Source organism: Priestia megaterium, assembly GCF_009497655.1.
In the GTDB taxonomy this organism is placed as follows: Bacteria; Bacillota; Bacilli; order Bacillales; family Bacillaceae_H; genus Priestia; species Priestia zanthoxyli.
Genome location: NZ_CP023317.1, coordinates 3,933,615 through 3,949,185, shown reverse-complemented (window position 1 = coordinate 3,949,185; position 15,571 = coordinate 3,933,615). Strand labels below are relative to the sequence as shown.

Here is a 15,571-nt window from a genome sequence, read left to right as displayed (position 1 = left end):
TGTAAGGAGAGAAAAATTAATGTCTGCAAGAGAACTGCCAGTTGTTATAGGTGTTGTACTCATTATCGTTATGCTTGTTATTCCGTTGCCTTCATGGTTATTAAGTATTTTAATCATGATTAACATTTCTCTTGCGCTGCTTGTACTGCTCGTTTCCATGAATATGAAAGAACCTTTAGAGCTATCGGTGTTTCCGTCTTTGCTGCTGGTTCTTACGCTGTTTCGATTAGGTTTGAACGTATCGACAACCCGTTCAATTTTAGGAACAGGAGAAGCAGGCGGAGTAGTGGAAACATTTGGCCACTTCGTGATTGGTGGAAATCCGTTAGTGGGGTTTGTTGTCTTTATTATTTTAATTATCATTCAGTTTCTCGTTATTACAAAAGGAGCGGAGCGTGTTTCTGAAGTAGCCGCACGTTTTACCTTGGATGCGATGCCAGGGAAACAAATGAGCATTGATGCAGATTTAAATGCAGGTATGATTTCAGAAAAACAAGCAATTGACCGCCGTGAAAAAATTCAGCGCGAAGCAGATTTTTACGGAGCAATGGATGGAGCTAGTAAATTCGTCAAAGGTGATGCCATTGCAGGGATTGTCATTACCCTTATTAACATCTTGTTTGGAATTATTATCGGCATGCTGCAAATGGGAATGTCCATCACTGAAGCATCCCAAACGTTTACTTTGTTAACAGTAGGCGATGGATTAGTGAGTCAAATTCCAGCCCTCATGATTTCAACAGCGACGGGAATTATTGTCACGAGAGCTGCTTCAACAGGCAATTTGAGCGAAGATATTACACGGCAGCTGTTTGCTTTTCCCATTATGCTTTATGTAACTGGAGGAACAATTGCCGCTCTTGGTTTAATCACGCCAATTAATGATGTCATTACAATGCCTATTGCTATTTTATTAGGTGTGGGAGGCTATTATTTGTCTCAGGCTAAAAATCAGGCGGTTCGTGAAGAAATGGCCCCTACTGAAGAAGAGCTAGAAGACAATGAAATGAAAAGTCCAGAGAGTGTTGTCAATCTATTAAGCGTTGATCCGATTGAATTTGAATTTGGGTATGCATTAATTCCGCTTGCTGATACGAATCAAGGAGGCGATTTACTCGATCGAATTGTTATGATTAGGCGCCAGCTGGCACTTGAGCTAGGATTAGTCATTCCAGTTGTTCGTATCAGAGATAACATTCAGCTTCAGCCCAACGAATACTGTCTTAAAATAAAGGGCAATGAAGTGGCGAAAGGGGAGCTGCTGCTCGATCACTACTTAGCAATCAGTCCCGGAATGGATGATGAGTTGATTGAAGGAATTGATACGTTAGAACCAGCTTTTAAAATGCCTGCGAAATGGATTAGCGAGTCGGTGAAGGAGCAGGCTGAGATGTTTGGGTATACCGTTGTGGACCCACCGTCGGTTGTGTCTACGCACATAACAGAAGTTATAAAATCGTATGCGCATGAGCTGATTGGAAGGCAGGAGACAAAGCAACTAATTGATCACACAAAAGAAACGTATCCTATTTTAATTGAGGAAGTAACGCCTAATCCGCTTTCCGTTGGAGACATTCAAAGGGTACTGGCAAAACTTTTAAAAGAGAGCGTCTCAATTCGAAATTTACCCATTATTTTTGAGGTGCTGGCCGACTACGGAAAAATGACGTCAGACACCGATTTGTTAACTGAATATGTCAGGCAAGGACTTGCAAGGCAAATTACCAGTCAATATACGGTCCAAGAAGGTCTGCTTCGAGTTCTTACCCTTTCAGGAAAAGTTGAAAAAACGATGGCGGAAGCTGTTCAACAAACGGAGCATGGGAACTATTTATCACTAGACCCTAACGTTTCACAAGCTATTGTGGAAAGTATAGCTAAGCAAATAGAAACACTTTCTTTTCAAGAACAGTCTCCAATTGTGTTATGTTCTCCTGCAGTGAGGATGTACGTGCGTCAAATCACTGAGCGGTATTTTCCTCATATGGCGGTTTTATCATATAACGAGTTAGAAGCAAATGTTGAAGTTCAAAGTGTTGGAGTGGTGGATATCTGATGAAAGTAAAAAAATATGTAGTAGAATCTATGCCGCAAGCTATGAAAGCCATTCGTTCAGATTTAGGTGAGGAAGCGGTTATTTTACATTCGAAACAAATTCGAACAGGAGGTTTTCTTGGCTTATTTACTAAGGCGAAAATAGAAGTATTGGCAGCTGTCGATCCCGTAGAAAAGCTGAGCGTAAAGAAGAACTCAGCGCCGCCAGAACCCAGTATGGAAGATAATCAATCTTTTATGAAGCAGCAGCTCAGTGAGTTAAATACTCTTGTCTCACAAATGAGTCAAATGCCAAAGGTTTCTTCAGGTTCATATCCAAAAGTAGTGGAAGATGTGCTTGCTTATTTGCGTTTGCAAGAAATAGACGAAGCTATTTTAGAAAACTGGGAGGCTCCTATGCTAGAGTACTACTACTTACATCGCCCTAACTCAAACCAACTCATGAAGTGGACGAAAAACTGGTTTACCAATCAGTTTAAAGCAAGTGAATGGAGCGGTCCTTTCAAAAAATATGTAAGTGTAGTAGGGCCAACAGGTGTCGGTAAAACAACCACTCTTGCTAAATTGGCTGCAAAGTGTGTCCTAGAACAAAATCAAAAAATAGCATTTATCACAACGGACACCTATAGAATTTCAGCGATTGAGCAGCTCAAGACGTACGCTTCGATCTTAAATGCGCCTTTAACGATTTGCTATAACGGAGAAGATTTTAAAAAAGCTTTGCTGGAAACAAAAGCATACGATGTGATTTTTATTGACACAGCAGGCCGTAACTTTTTAGAACCGCAATATGTAAATGATTTAAAGAAAATTATTACGTTTCAAGAAGATTTGCAAACGTTTCTTGTTCTAGCACTAACGTCAAAAGCATCAGATATGAAAGCTATATATGAACGTTTTGCTAGTCTCCCTGTTGATCAACTGATTTTTACGAAGCGAGATGAAACAACTCACAAAGGCTCGCTTTTAAATATGTTGTATCGTTACGGCCAACGAGCTGCTTTTACAACAAACGGGCAGGATGTACCAGAAGATGTTTCGTCATTTAAAATAGAAGAGTTTATCGACGATGTGTTTGGAGATTGGAAAGATGAATGATCAAGCAGCAGTTTTAAGAGAAAAAGTGTTAAAGAAACATCAAAACTCTTTAAGGAATTGTAAAACGATAGCCGTGTTAAGCGGAAAAGGAGGAGTTGGAAAGTCGAATCTATCATTAAACTTATCTCTTGCGCTAACGAAGCAAAAGCAAAGAGTTCTTCTTTTTGACATGGATATAGGGATGGGAAATATTGATATTTTGATTGGACAAACTGCTTCCTATACGATGGTTGATTTGCTAGAAAAAAAGCTTTCCATCCAGCAAATTATTAAAAAAGGTCCTGAAGATTTAGCTTATGTGGCTGGTGGAACGGGAATTTCCTCTGTATTTGAATGGTCTCCATCGGACCTTGCTCATTTAATACAAGAATTGAGTTCTTTGACAAATCAATACGATTACATGATTTTTGATATGGGAGCGGGCATGTCAGAGAGTGTGCTTAAGTTTTTAAAAGCTGTAGATGAAATGATCGTGGTCACAACACCCGAACCTACATCTATCACAGATGCTTACGCTGCTATTAAGCTAGCAGCTTCCTATTCTGTATCAGCACCGGTTCGTCTTATTATTAACAAAACGCTTTCTGACAAAGAAGGAAATGAGACGTATGAACGATTTAACCGAGCTGTTCAGCAGTTTTTGAACATATCTATTTCTCTATTAGGTATTGTGCCAAACGATCAAGCTGTCCAGAAAGCGGTCAATCGCCAAATGCCTTTTTTGCTTCAAAACCCAACATCTAAAGCAAGTGTATCACTAATAGAAATGGTGAATATTCTTATTCCTCAAGACAATAGGATAACGGCTAAAAACGAGGGAATGTTTATTCGGCGCCTCAAACGATTTTTTCTTGAAAGGTAGGAAATGAGAGTGAATGAAATAAAGGTGCTTATTGTAGATGATTCTGCATTTATGCGAAAGCTAATCGGCGATTTTTTAGCATGTGACAGGCGTTTTCACGTTGTGGGTACCGCACGTAACGGTGAAGAAGGGTTGAAAAAAGCGCTCGAGCTGTCGCCAGACATTGTGACACTTGATATCGAAATGCCTAAAATGAATGGCTTAGATATGTTAAAGCAGCTTATGCGTGTGAAGCCCCTTCCTGTTGTCATGTTATCGAGTACAACAATAGAAGGTGCTGAAAATACGCTGACCGCTATGCAGTACGGCGCAGTTGATTTTGTTGCTAAACCTTCGGGAGCTATTTCGCTGGACTTACATAAAGTGAAAGATGAGCTTATCTCTAAACTATTGCTTGCTAGTAAAGCCAACATATCTTCAAGCAGTCATCAGCACGTGCAAAACAGAAGTGTATATAACCTCCCGATGGGGACGAAAGTGAACAAAATGATTTGTATTGGCACTTCTACTGGAGGACCGCGTGCGCTGCAAGAAGTATTATCAACTGTTTCAAAAGACATACACGCACCTATTTTTATTGTGCAGCATATGCCTCCAAATTTCACAAAATCATTAGCGGTTAGACTAGATCAGCTAGCTGATATTGAAGTGAAAGAAGCACAAGACAATGAAATCGTGCGCTCAGGATGTGCGTACATTGCGCCTGGAGGTTTTCATATGACGGTTGTAGAGAAAGAAGGACAGCTCAGCATTTGTTTAGACACTTCTTCACCTGTAAAGGGACATCGCCCCTCAGTGGATCGTTTGTTTCAGTCGATTAGTAAAATTTCAGGTTATCAAAAACTTGCTATTGTGTTGACGGGAATGGGGGCGGATGGAACGGAAGGCATTATTGATTTAAAGAAAAATAAAGACGCGCTTATATTGGCTGAATCTAAAGAAACAGCTGTCATTTATGGGATGCCCAAATCAGCTGTTTCTACAAAGCTTGTTGATTATATTGAACCGCTGCGAAACGTTGGAAGCTTTATTTCTCGCTACGCACAGAAATAGGAGGGAAAGTTACGATGGATATGAATCAATATCTAGAAGTGTTTATTGAAGAAAGCAAGGAACATCTTCAAAACGTTAACGACCAGCTAATGCGTTTTGAAAAAAATACCGATGATCTTGGTTATGTAAATGAAATTTTTCGGTCTGCTCATACGTTAAAAGGTATGTCTGCAACAATGGGATTTGATGATTTAGCACAATTAACTCACAAAATGGAAAACGTGCTAGATGCCGTTCGAAATCATCAAATCGACGCTCACACGGAAGTTCTTGATGCTTTGTTTGAATCAGTCGATGCGCTAGAAATAATGGTTCAATCTATTTCTGAAGGCGGCGATGGTCAGCTTGATGTCAAATTGCTTGTTCAAAAGCTGCAGCGTATTGTAGCAGAGGAACCCGCAGCAGAGCATGCGGCTTCTTCTATTGAGTATGATGAGTTCGTACAAACGCTGCTCAGTCAAACAGCAGGGCAAGGATTTAATGCGTTTGAAATAACCGTACAGCTCGAACGCACCTGTCTGTTAAAAGCTGCGCGTGCATATATGGTATTTGATGTGTTAGAGCAAGCGGGAGACGTCATTAAGTCAGCGCCAACTGTTCAAGATATCGAACAAGAAAAATTTGAATCATCTTTTATCGTTATATTAGTAACAAGCGAATCGCAAGAAAAGCTGAAGGCGAGCATTATGGAGGTCTCTGAAGTAGAAAGCGTGAAAATTGCTGCGGTCCCCATAAAAAAGGAGACAAAAATGCAGGAGCTTGTTTCACAAGAAGAAGCAGCAGCTATACAGGAAGTTACTGTGTCAGCACCTTCTAAATCGCCTGTTGAAGAGAAAAGACAGCTCTCAAATAACAAGACGATTCGAGTCAATATTGACCGTTTGGACAGTCTCATGAACTTGTTTGAAGAACTAGTTATTGATAGAGGCAGGTTAGAACAAATATCAAAAGAATTGAATAATAGCGAATTAGACGAAACGGTAGAGCGGATGTCCCGTATTTCTGGAGATTTGCAAACGATTATTTTAAATATGCGTATGGTGCCTGTAGAAACCGTTTTTAATCGGTTTCCCCGTATGGTGAGACAGCTTTCAAAAGATTTAGGGAAACAAATTGAACTTCAAATTGTCGGAGCTGATACAGAGTTGGACCGGACCGTCATTGATGAAATTGGAGATCCGCTTGTTCACTTATTAAGAAATGCCGTTGACCACGGAATTGAAATGCCTCAAGCACGCTTAAAGAACGGAAAGAATGAAAAGGGAACGATTCGCCTTAAAGCTTATCATAGCGGAAATCATGTCTTTATTGATTTAGAAGATGACGGGGCGGGCATCAATCGTGAAAAGGTACTGCAAAAAGCGTTAGATCGAGGAATTATCGATGGGAAAACTGCTGAAACGCTGACGGATAAACAAGTGTACGAGCTCATTTTCGCTTCGGGCTTTTCGACGGCTGAACAAATTTCAGATGTTTCCGGACGAGGAGTAGGTCTAGATGTCGTGAAAAACACGATTGAATCGCTAGGGGGTTCTGTAACGATCGATTCTAACGAAGGATACGGTTCGCGTTTTTCTATTCAACTGCCGCTCACTCTGTCTATCATTTCTGCTTTACTCGTGCAAATGAGTGAAGAGCGCTATGCCTTGCCGCTTTCTTCGATTATTGAAACAGCTATTGTTCAGCCGAAAGAGGTCATGCATGTACATGGTCAAAAGGTTATTGACTTTCGAGGAGCCATTATTCCTCTTATTGATTTAAAAGAACTATTTACTGTGCCTAACTCGGTACAAAGAGATCATTATTCCGTCGTTATTGTGAAAAAAGGAGAAAAGACCGCCGGGCTAATTGTTGATTCTTTTATCGGTCAGCAGGAAATCGTTTTAAAATCTTTAGGTCATTATCTGCCGGGTGTATTTGCTATTTCAGGAGCCACGATTTTAGGCGATGGACAAGTAGCACTTATCATTGATTGCAACGCTTTGATCAAATAACAAATGCTGTAAAAAGAAAGGGAGAAAGGCATGAAAATTATTGTGTTTCAATTGGGGGACGAGGAGTACGGAATTTCAGTAGAAGAAGTGCAATCGATTGAAAAGATTCAGCACATAACACGCGTTCCTGGAGTAAAAGAATATGTAAAAGGTGTTATTAATCTTCGCGGTGTTATTACACCGATTATTGATTTGCGCACTCGTTTTAACTTACAAGAACAGCTTAACCATGAGCTGACACGTATTATTATGGTTCGTCTTAATGATGTAGAAGCAGGTTTGATTGTGGATGCGGCAAATGATGTAGTAGACATTGATGAAAAAACGATTGCTTCAGTGCCTGAAACAGTTGAAGGAACAGCTGTAGAATACTTGAACGGAGTTGTTAAAGTAGATAGCCGTTTAATTGTTCTTCTAAATTTACCTAAAGTGCTCTCTTTAGAAGACCACCTCCAGTGAGCCAAGCGAATAATGGATATCACGCTGAAGTTTGTAGGAGTTGAAGAATCGTGAGAGATGATAAACAAGTGATTAAGGTAGGAATTGCCGAGATGAATGTTACACATGCACCCGCAGTGCTTCGAACAGCGGGATTAGGGTCATGTGTAGGAGTTGTCGTTTACGACTCTGTTCACTCAGTAGCTGGGCTCGCTCATGTAATGCTTCCCGATTCAAGCGGGGCTAAATGTCCTTTTAATAGAGCTAAATATGCAGATACAGCCATTTTTGATTTGATAAATATGTTGATTAAACAAGGTGCACATAGAAGATTATTAAAAGCAAAAATAGCAGGGGGCGCACAGATGTTTCAATTTGAACCAAGAAATGATGTGATGCGAATTGGCCTTCGAAATGTTCAAGCAGTGGAGAGAGAACTGCATAGAAACAGTGTAGAAATTGCAGCAAAAGCTACAGGAGGACACAACGGACGCACAATTGAATTTGATCCTCAAACGGCTATTTTAAAGGTTCGTACGATTAATGAAGGGATAAAAACGATATAAAGCGCGCTCTGACCGTTGACCGTTTAATAGCGCTATAAAAAGGAGTTGAAAGACCCTTGAAAAGTATACAAGAAGTTGAAGAACATAAAATTTGGCAGGAATGGATAGAGACGAGAGACTCCCATGCGGGAAACATGCTTGTTAAAAAGTATATGCCGCTTGTTAACTATCACGTTCAGCGGATTAGTGTAGGGCTGCCGAAAAATATTCATAAAGAAGAGCTTCGTAGTTTAGGATTAATCGGCCTTTACGATGCTTTGGAAAAGTTTGATTACGGTAGAGACTTAAAGTTTGATACATATGCGTCTTTTCGAATTCGAGGGGCGATAATAGACGGGCTTCGTAAAGAAGATTGGTTATCAAGAAGCGCAAGGGAAAAGACGAAAAGAATTGAGCAAGCAACAGAAGCACTTGAACAAAGATACTTGCGCAGAGTTGCACCAAGTGAGGTTGCAAAAGAAGTAGGCATGACAGAAGCAGATGTTGTTCATACAATGAATGAAGGCTTCTTAGCTAACGTTTTGTCAATGGAAGAACAGCCAAAAGAGTATGAAGATGGAGAGCAAAAATACACGATTAAAGATGAAAAAACGCTCTCTCCTGAAGAGGAGCTAATTAACGACGAACGATATCAAGAGCTCGCTGAAGTTATCGAGCAGCTAAATGAAAAAGAGCAGCTTGTTGTTTCATTATTTTATAAAGAGGAGTTGACTTTCACAGAGATCGCGCAGCTGTTAGGGCTATCCACTTCACGCATTTCTCAAATTCATTCGAAAGCGCTGTTTAAAATGCGTACGAGTTTAAGCAAAATAATTTAACAAAGAGGTAAAGTGATGGGGTTTTTACTCACAGTTAGTTTTTTAATTCATGGTCTATCACTGTTTTGCATTATTCTTTTATATATGCAAGTGACCAAAGTGAAAAGGATTGAACGCTTGCACCAGCAAAATATAAATAAAATGGAAGCTGCAATGAGTTCATATCTCGCTGAATTTCAGGAACAAAACGAGCAGTTTTTACGGCAGCTTCGTGAGCGTTCAACTTCGCTTTCTTCCGAAATGGAAGAAAGCAGCGCCAAATCACCTTTGGTAGATGAAGAAGACGTGCCTGTTCAAAGGGTGGATCTAAAAAGTGAGCCTTCCCAGTCGCTGCATGAACTTCTCTCTATAGAAGAAAATCAGAAACATATAAGCACATCTTTTGATGAATTAACTACAGACCAAATTCAAGATTTGTCAGGTGAAGAGATAAAAGAATTTTCCGTTTATTTAAAGGGAAAAGGTTTAACAATTGAAGAAATTGCAAAACATTTACACAGAGGGAAAACTGAAATTGAATTATTATTGAAATTTCATCAATAAACTTAATGAAACGCTTGCTTGTGAAAAAGGAGTATGCTATATTAGTTTTTGGTGTTATTACACACGCTTGTTGATTCGGTTGATGGTGCTACTTTTTGTAGTTTCGGCTGAAGATGATATAAGCGGAGGAGACTTAAAACCATTAGGAGGAAAAACACATGTCAGTAATTTCAATGAAACAATTACTAGAAGCTGGTGTACATTTCGGTCACCAAACTCGCCGTTGGAACCCAAAAATGAAGAAATATATCTTCACTGAGCGTAACGGCATCTACATTATCGATCTTCAAAAAACAGTTAAGAAAGTAGAAGAAGCGTACAAATTCGTTAAAGAATTAGCTGCAGACGGCGGTACTGTTTTATTCGTAGGTACGAAAAAACAAGCTCAAGATTCTGTTAAAGAAGAAGCAGCTCGCGCTGGTATGTACTTTGTTAACCAACGTTGGTTAGGTGGTACATTAACTAACTTCTCAACTATCCAAAAACGTATCAAACGTTTAAAAGATATCGAAAAAATGCAAGAAGACGGTACTTTCGAAGTACTACCTAAGAAAGAAGTAGTTCAACTTAAAAAAGAGTTAGAGCGTCTTGAAAAATTCTTAGGCGGCATTAAAGATATGAAACAACTTCCAGATGCATTATTCATCATTGACCCTCGTAAAGAGCGTATTGCAGTAGCGGAAGCTAAAAAATTACACATTCCAATCGTTGGTATCGTAGACACTAACTGTGATCCAGACGAAATTGATTATGTAATCCCTGCAAACGATGATGCAATTCGTGCTGTTAAACTTTTAACTTCTAAAGTTGCTGATGCTATTCTAGAAGCTAAACAAGGTGAAGAAACAGCAGTTGAAACTGAAACAACTACTGCTTAATTCCGTGAAAGGTGATAAGAGGGAATAGCCTTTTATCACCTTTTTTTGAAAAGATTTAACCCATTTATATACATTAATTACATACCCAAACAAGGAGGCTACACATTATGGCAATTACTGCTCAAATGGTAAAAGAACTACGTGAAAAAACAGGCGCTGGTATGATGGATTGTAAAAAAGCGTTAACTGAAACTAACGGTGATATGGAGCAAGCAATCGATTTCTTACGTGAAAAAGGTATTGCAAAAGCTGCTAAAAAATCAGACCGTATTGCTGCTGAAGGTCTAACTTACATCGAAACTCAAGGTAACGAAGCTGTTATCTTAGAAGTTAACTCTGAAACTGATTTCGTTGCGAAAAACGAAGGTTTCCAAAAATTAACAAAAGAATTAGCTGCTCACATCTTAGCTAACAAACCAGCTGACGCTGCTGAAGCTGCTACTCAAAAAATGGAAAACGGTGCAACTGTTGAAGAACACATCAACTCTGCAATCGCTACAATCGGAGAAAAATTATCTCTACGTCGTTTCGCTGTAGCAACAAAAACTGATGCTGATGCATTCGGTGCTTACCTACATGCTGGCGGACGTATCGGTGTGTTAACAGTATTATCTGGTACAACTGAAGAAGCTGTTGCAAAAGACGTTGCTATGCACATCGCTGCAATCAACCCTAAATACATCTCTCGTGACCAAGTTTCTGCTGAAGAAACTGAGCGTGAGCGCGAAGTATTGACTCAACAAGCATTAAACGAAGGCAAACCAGAAAAAATCGTTGCAAAAATGGTTGAAGGTCGCCTTGGCAAATTCTTCGAAGATATTTGCTTACTAGATCAAACATTTGTTAAAAATCCTGATCAAAAAGTACGTCAGTTCGTTGAGAGCAAAGGCGCTACTGTTGAAAGCTTCGTTCGTTTTGAAGTAGGAGAAGGTATTGAGAAACGTCAAGACAACTTCGCTGAAGAAGTAATGAACCAAGTTAAAAAGTAAGGGTTTGACCGTATAGGGAACACTGTGTGTTCCCTTTTTTACAAAAGAGATCTCACCGTTAACGATGGAGGTAAGCATGAGTCAAGCAAAATATAATCGTATCGTATTAAAGTTAAGTGGAGAAGCATTAGCTGGTGAAGATGGTTTTGGTATTAACCCATCCATCATCAAATCTGTTGCTGAACAAGTAAAAGCCGTTTATGAATTAGGTGTGGAAATTGCTGTAGTCGTTGGTGGTGGAAACATTTGGCGTGGTAAAATTGGTAGTGAAATGGGTATGGATCGTGCAGCTGCTGATTATATGGGAATGCTAGCAACAGTAATGAACTCGCTGGCTCTTCAAGATAGCTTAGAGAACATTGGTGTGCAAACACGAGTTCAGACTTCTATCGAGATGAGACAAGTAGCAGAGCCTTATATTAGAAGAAAAGCTGTTCGACATCTTGAGAAAAAACGCGTTGTTATTTTCGCTGCGGGTACAGGAAACCCTTATTTCTCTACAGATACAACAGCAGCTTTGCGTGCAGCTGAAATCGAAGCTGACGTTATCTTAATGGCTAAAAACAACGTAGATGGCGTTTATAATGCAGATCCTAAGCTTGTACCTGATGCTGTAAAATATGAAACATTAACATATATTGATGTTTTAAAAGATGGACTAGCTGTTATGGATTCTACAGCTTCTTCATTATGTATGGACAACGATATTCCGCTAATTGTTTTCTCAATTACGGAAGAAGGCAATATTAAACGTGCCGTTACAGGCGAAAACATTGGAACAATTGTAAAGGGGAAATAAACATGCCAAAACAAGTGTTGCAAAACGCAAAAGAAAGAATGGAAAAAGCAATTCAATCATTTAGCCGCGAACTAGCATCAATTCGCGCTGGACGTGCAAGCGCGTCACTTCTTGACCGCGTAACGGTAGAATACTACGGTGCACCAACACCGATTAACCAATTGGCGCAAGTAAGCGTACCGGAAGCTCGTATGCTTGTTATTCAGCCTTATGACAAATCACAAATTGGTGAAGTTGAAAAAGCTATTTTAAAATCTGATTTAGGATTAACACCTACAAGCGATGGAACTATTATCCGTTTATCGATTCCTGCTTTAACGGAAGAGCGTCGTCGTGAGTTAGTGAAAATGGTTAAAAAATATGCTGAAGAAGCAAAAGTTGCGGTTCGTAACGTACGCCGTGATGCAAACGATGATTTCAAAAAGTTAGAGAAAAAAGGTGAAATTACTGAAGACGATCTACGCGGCTACAGTGATGACATTCAAAAACTAACAGATGACCATATCGTAAAAGTGGATAAAGTGGCAAAAGATAAAGAAGAAGAAATTATGGCAGTTTAAGTCATTTCAAGGTAAAATATATTGTAAAAGACCCTCTATTGTTTACAGGGGGTTTTTTTGTTAATAATGTGTAGTAAGAAAAAACTCACATAAGCTACACGTTTATGTGAGAGCGTACAACGGGGGACCTTTGCATGTTAAGAAAATTTCAAGCATGGAAGAAAAGTCAAGATTTAAATACACTGTCTTTGTCAGAACGAAAAGATCAAGTGAAACAGCACCCTGTTCCTGAACATATTGCAATTATTATGGATGGGAACGGTCGTTGGGCGCAAAAACGAGCTCTTCCTCGCATGATGGGCCATCATGAAGGAATGAAAGTAGTACGTCATGTGACCAGACTGGCCAATGAATTAGGTGTTAAAGTATTAACTTTATATGCATTTTCCACTGAAAATTGGAAGCGCCCCAAAACTGAAGTTGAGTTTTTAATGAAACTGCCAGAGGAATTTTTAACAACCTTTTTGCCTGAGCTAATTGAAAAAAATGTGCAAGTTCGTATTATGGGAGATAAAAGTGAGCTCCCTGCCCATACGATTCGAGCCGTGGATAAGGCAATTGAAAAAACAAAGCATAACACGGGGATGATTTTAAACTTCGCGCTTAATTACGGTAGCCGTCACGAAATTGTGGGCGCTATTCGGTCATTGGCAGAAGATGTAGAACAGGGAAAAGTGGCTTCCTCTTCTATTTCAGAAAATTTATTTTCTTCCTATTTAATGAGCAAAAGCCTTCCAGATCCGGATTTGCTTATTCGCACAAGTGGCGAGCTTCGCTTAAGTAACTTTATGCTTTGGCAGCTAGCGTACACAGAGTTTTGGTTTACAAAAGTATTATGGCCAGATTTTAAAGAAAATCATTTAATCGAAGCAGTCGAGGCGTTTCAAAAGCGCGGTCGCCGCTTTGGTGGTGTATAAGAAGGTGTGGAAAACAAGATGAAACAGCGCATTATCACCGCGATTGTAGCACTTGCGGTATTTGTGCCGATTGTTTTAATTGGAGGGTTACCTTTTACCCTTATCATGTATGTGATCGGAACAGTTGGTGTAATTGAGCTTTTAAAAATGAAACATTTGAAAGCAATGTCTTTTCCAAGTATCATTAGTTTATTACTAACTTGGGTGTTTTTACTACCAAACGGAAGAGATGTTGCATTTCAATTCTTAAGTGAACATAAGATAGAAGTAGCGCTTGCTGCTGTCCTTCTTTTATTAATGTACACGGTTGTAGTTAAAAATAAATTTACCTTCGATGACGTTGGGTTTATTTTATTAACAACAGTATATGTTGGCTTTGGCTTTCATTATTTTATCGAGGTTCGTCAAGAGTTCGGGTTAGCTTATTTGTTCTTTGCTTTCCTTATTATTTGGGCGACGGATTCCGGAGCTTATTTTATTGGACGAGCAATGGGGAAACGAAAGCTATGGCCGGAAATCAGTCCCAATAAAACAATTGAAGGTTTTGTTGGTGGCGTCGTATGCGCTATTATAGTAGCCATTGTATTTAAGCTGTTAGCAAATATTGATCAAACTATGATCGAGCTACTTGTAATTGGTATTATCGTATCGTTATTTGGACAGATGGGTGATCTTGTACAATCAGCGTTCAAACGTCACTATGGCGTAAAAGATTCAGGAAAAATTTTACCGGGTCATGGTGGGATTTTAGACCGTTTTGACAGTTTAATGTTCATCATGCCAATTTTAGCTTTTTTATTATCTCTATAAAAAAGATGTCTTTGTTTTAATAGGAGTGAATATACTTGAAGAAAATTTCCTTGTTAGGAGCTACAGGTTCAATCGGTACTCAAACCGTTGATATTGTTCGAGCGCATCCTGAGCATTTTGAGCTCTCAGCAATCTCTGTAGGTCGAAATATTAACGAAGCAAGAAAGATTATTCAGCAGTGTAAGCCAGCCCTTGTTTCTGTAATGAAGAAAGAAGATTGTCTGTCACTGCAAGCAGAATTCCCTTCTATTCGATTTGTTTATGGAGAAGAAGGACTTGTGGAAGTAGCAACTCATCCTTCTACAGAAGTATTGGTAAACGCTGTTCTTGGAAGTGTAGGGTTGACTCCTACGCTAGAAGCAATCAAAATGAGAAAAACAATTGCTATTGCAAATAAGGAGACACTTGTTACCGCTGGTCACCTTGTCATGGAAGCAGCCAAGGAATATGGCGCTGATATTTTACCGGTAGACAGTGAGCATTCAGCTATTTTTCAAAGTTTGCAAGGGCAAGATCAAAAAGCAATAGACCGTTTAATTTTAACGGCTTCTGGAGGGAGCTTTCGAGATAAGACGAGAGCAGAACTACAGGGAGTAACGGTTGAAGATGCGTTAAATCATCCAAACTGGTCAATGGGAGCTAAAATTACAATTGATTCGGCAACGATGATGAATAAGGGACTAGAAGTGATTGAAGCACATTGGCTTTTTGATCTTCCCTATGAGAAAATTGATGTATTGTTACATAAGGAAAGCATCATTCATTCTATGGTAGAGTATTCTGATACAAGCGTTATTGCTCAGCTTGGAACGCCCGATATGCGCGTGCCAATTCAATACGCGTTAACGTATCCAAGACGCATGTCTTTGCCTGACACCAAGCATTTAAGTTTGGCTGATATTGGTCAGCTTCACTTCGCTAAAATGGATGAAGAGCGTTTTCGCTGTTTAGCTTTTGCATTTGAGGCTGGCAAAGCGGGTGGAACACTTCCGACTGTTTTAAATGCAGCTAATGAAGAAGCTGTTCAAGCCTTTCTAGATGGTCACATTACATTTTTACAAATTGAAGATGTGATTGAAAAAGCAATGAATGAACATACTGTAATACAGAAACCTTGTTTATCTACTATTAAAGAAGTAGATTTAGAAGCAAGAGAGTTTGTTAGATCCGCCATCTCTCGATAATGTGCGT

Annotated in this window: 16 protein-coding genes; all 16 read left to right on the top strand. The window is 39.4% G+C overall.

Annotated elements, in window-relative coordinates; translation table 11 throughout:
- Positions 1 to 19 precede the first annotated feature (19 nt).
- The 16 genes from flhA (at position 20) to dxr (ending at position 15,564) form a co-directional block, all read left to right on the top strand.
- Complete coding sequence (flhA, locus tag CEQ83_RS20180; RefSeq protein ID WP_028411417.1) at positions 20 to 2,056, top strand: flagellar biosynthesis protein FlhA; 2,037 nt, start codon at positions 20 to 22, stop codon at positions 2,054 to 2,056.
- On the top strand, positions 2,056 to 3,153 hold the full coding sequence (gene flhF, locus CEQ83_RS20175; protein ID WP_098999589.1) for a flagellar biosynthesis GTPase FlhF: 1,098 nt from the start codon (positions 2,056 to 2,058) through the stop codon (positions 3,151 to 3,153). Before flhA ends, flhF begins: the two co-directional genes overlap by 1 nt.
- Positions 3,146 to 4,015, top strand: a complete 870-nt coding sequence (locus tag CEQ83_RS20170; RefSeq protein ID WP_028411415.1) for a MinD/ParA family protein — start codon at positions 3,146 to 3,148, stop codon at positions 4,013 to 4,015. Before flhF ends, CEQ83_RS20170 begins: the two co-directional genes overlap by 8 nt.
- Before the next feature lie 9 nt (positions 4,016 to 4,024).
- Complete coding sequence (locus tag CEQ83_RS20165; protein ID WP_047749907.1) at positions 4,025 to 5,068, top strand: protein-glutamate methylesterase/protein-glutamine glutaminase; 1,044 nt, start codon at positions 4,025 to 4,027, stop codon at positions 5,066 to 5,068.
- Positions 5,069 to 5,082: 14 nt separating this feature from the next.
- Entirely contained in the window at positions 5,083 to 7,062 is a 1,980-nt protein-coding gene (locus CEQ83_RS20160; RefSeq protein ID WP_155017482.1) for a chemotaxis protein CheA, read from the top strand.
- A 30-nt stretch (positions 7,063 to 7,092) separates the two neighbouring features.
- Complete coding sequence (locus tag CEQ83_RS20155; RefSeq protein ID WP_014458457.1) at positions 7,093 to 7,521, top strand: chemotaxis protein CheW; 429 nt, start codon at positions 7,093 to 7,095, stop codon at positions 7,519 to 7,521.
- 50 nt (positions 7,522 to 7,571) lie between these two features.
- Positions 7,572 to 8,066, top strand: a complete 495-nt coding sequence (locus CEQ83_RS20150; protein ID WP_028411411.1) for a chemotaxis protein CheD — start codon at positions 7,572 to 7,574, stop codon at positions 8,064 to 8,066.
- 56 nt (positions 8,067 to 8,122) lie between these two features.
- On the top strand, positions 8,123 to 8,884 hold the full coding sequence (locus CEQ83_RS20145) for a FliA/WhiG family RNA polymerase sigma factor (protein WP_025750299.1): 762 nt from the start codon (positions 8,123 to 8,125) through the stop codon (positions 8,882 to 8,884).
- A 15-nt stretch (positions 8,885 to 8,899) separates the two neighbouring features.
- On the top strand, positions 8,900 to 9,427 hold the full coding sequence (locus tag CEQ83_RS20140; RefSeq protein ID WP_033579793.1) for a hypothetical protein: 528 nt from the start codon (positions 8,900 to 8,902) through the stop codon (positions 9,425 to 9,427).
- Positions 9,428 to 9,585: 158 nt separating this feature from the next.
- Positions 9,586 to 10,305 (top strand): 30S ribosomal protein S2, encoded by a 720-nt coding sequence (gene rpsB, locus CEQ83_RS20135; RefSeq protein WP_013058850.1) that lies wholly within the window; start codon positions 9,586 to 9,588, stop codon positions 10,303 to 10,305.
- Between the two features lie 107 nt (positions 10,306 to 10,412).
- Entirely contained in the window at positions 10,413 to 11,294 is an 882-nt protein-coding gene (gene tsf, locus CEQ83_RS20130; protein WP_013058849.1) for a translation elongation factor Ts, read from the top strand.
- Positions 11,295 to 11,370: 76 nt separating this feature from the next.
- Entirely contained in the window at positions 11,371 to 12,093 is a 723-nt protein-coding gene (pyrH, locus tag CEQ83_RS20125; RefSeq protein ID WP_028411409.1) for a UMP kinase, read from the top strand.
- Positions 12,094 to 12,095: 2 nt separating this feature from the next.
- A complete protein-coding gene (gene frr / locus CEQ83_RS20120; protein WP_013058847.1) occupies positions 12,096 to 12,653 on the top strand; it encodes a ribosome recycling factor in 558 nt (185 codons plus the stop codon).
- 134 nt (positions 12,654 to 12,787) lie between these two features.
- Positions 12,788 to 13,570: an undecaprenyl pyrophosphate synthase gene (locus CEQ83_RS20115; protein ID WP_028411408.1), complete on the top strand. Its 783-nt coding sequence runs from the start codon at positions 12,788 to 12,790 to the stop codon at positions 13,568 to 13,570.
- A gap of 18 nt (positions 13,571 to 13,588) precedes the next feature.
- A complete protein-coding gene (locus tag CEQ83_RS20110; RefSeq protein WP_033579794.1) occupies positions 13,589 to 14,380 on the top strand; it encodes a phosphatidate cytidylyltransferase in 792 nt (263 codons plus the stop codon).
- A gap of 35 nt (positions 14,381 to 14,415) precedes the next feature.
- Entirely contained in the window at positions 14,416 to 15,564 is a 1,149-nt protein-coding gene (dxr, locus tag CEQ83_RS20105; RefSeq protein WP_155017481.1) for a 1-deoxy-D-xylulose-5-phosphate reductoisomerase, read from the top strand.
- Positions 15,565 to 15,571: the final 7 nt, after the last annotated feature.